The organism is Candidatus Symbiothrix dinenymphae (genome assembly GCF_001431085.1).
In genome coordinates this window covers 1-1967 of record NZ_BBRU01000590.1, presented here as the reverse complement: position 1 = coordinate 1967, position 1967 = coordinate 1, and the positions used below count along the sequence as shown (strand labels likewise).

Annotated in this window: 1 protein-coding gene; it reads left to right on the top strand. The window is 50.5% G+C overall.

The window, feature by feature from the left end; genetic code table 11:
• Positions 1-472: 472 nt before the first annotated feature.
• A partial coding sequence (locus tag ASC50_RS06455; protein WP_056928844.1) for a fumarate hydratase occupies positions 473-1967 on the top strand: 1495 nt, incomplete at its 3' end.

Below are 1967 nucleotides of genomic sequence, written 5' to 3'. Positions count from 1 at the left end.
CCCTACGGGATGCTGAAATGGGGGGCGGGGCGATTCTATTTTCTACCGAGCTACAATCCCTACGGGATAAAAACAAATGATGAACGAACAATATTCATAAAACATCCATCTTTTTAACACCCCACCCTACGGGATACAAGGCTATGTATATTTGTCCCTACGGGATAAAACACCGTTTGCAAAATAATAGCACCTGAAAAAAAGATTTAGCCTGTTCCTGTTCGTCTGAACTGTGATTTTCGTCTGAACTATGATTTTAAGATGATTTTATTGATTTATATGATTAAAAACAATCATACAAACCAATAAAATCATCTTAAAATCACAGTTCAGATGATTTATATGATTCAAAAAAATCATAAAAATCACTGAAATCACACGAAAATCAAAGTTCAGACAAAAAAAGTTCTGTCCTGCTTGGTTTTTTAGAAAAAATGCTTACTTTTGCACCTCAAATTTCACGAAAAAAATTATGGCAACACCTCCATTTAAGTATCAAGAGCCGTTTCCGTTGGGGAAGGACGAAACGGAGTATTATTTGCTGACGAAAGAGGGCATTTCTACTGCTGCGTTTGAGGGCAAGGAAATCCTGAAAGTGCAGCCTGATGCGCTCACACACCTTGCGGCAACGTGTTTTCAGCAGTGCGCGTTTTTCTTGCGGGCTGCGCATCAGAAGCAAGTCGCCGCGATTTTGGATGACCCCGAAGCGAGCGAGAACGACAAATTTGTGGCTCTCACGATGCTACGCAATGCCGAAGTGTCCGCCAAAGGCATTTTGCCGTTCTGTCAGGACACGGGCACGGCTACGATTATTGCCAAAAAAGGGCAGCAGGTTTGGACAGGCGGTGGCGACGAGGAGGCACTTTCCAAAGGGGTGTACAAGACCTACACGGAGGAAAATCTGCGCTATTCGCAGACCGTGGCGTTGGATATGTACACCGAGAAGAACACGGGCACCAACCTCCCTGCGCAGATTGACGTGCAGGCGATTGACGGCGCGGAATACAAATTTCTGTGCATCGCCAAAGGAGGCGGCTCGTCCAACAAAACATACCTCTTTCAGGAAACGAAAGCCCTGCTCAACCCGCAGACGCTCGAAAAATTTCTGCTCGAAAAGATGAAATCGCTGGGCACGGCTGCCTGTCCGCCCTACCACATCGCGTTTGTGATTGGCGGCACGTCGGCGGATGCCTGCCTCAAAACGGTGAAAATCGCCTCCACGAAATATTACGACACATTGCCCACGAGCGGCAACGATGGCGGTCAGGCATTCCGCGACCTCGCATTGGAAGCGAAAATGCTGAAAGCGGCTCAAGAAATCGGTTTGGGTGCGCAATTCGGCGGCAAATATCTCGCGCACGACATTCGGATTGTCCGTTTGCCGCGTCACGGTGCCTCTTGTCCGGTGGGGATGGCGGTGTCCTGCTCGGCAGACCGCAACATCAAGGCGAAAATCAACAAAGACGGCATTTGGGTGGAAAAACTCGAAGACCACCCTGCCAAATACATCCCCGAAGCATTGCGCAACGCGGGCGAGGGCGATGTGGTGCGCATCAACCTCAATCGCCCGATGCAAGAGATTTTGGCTGATTTGACCAAATATCCCGTTTCCACGCGCCTGTCGCTCAACGGCACCATCGTGGTGGGTCGCGACATCGCCCACGCCAAACTCAAAGAACTGTTGGACAATGGCGAAGACCTCCCGCAATACATCAAAGACCATCCCATTTACTACGCCGGTCCGGCAAAAACGCCCACAGGCTACGCCTGCGGCTCGATGGGACCGACCACGGCGGGGCGGATGGACTCCTACGTCGATTTGTTCCAGTCGCGCGGCGGCAGCATGGTGATGCTCGCCAAAGGCAACCGTAGCCAGCAAGTAACGGATGCCTGCCACAAACACCGCCGCTTCTACCTCGGCTCCATCGGCGGACCGGCAGCAATTTTGGGCAAAACAAAACCCAAAA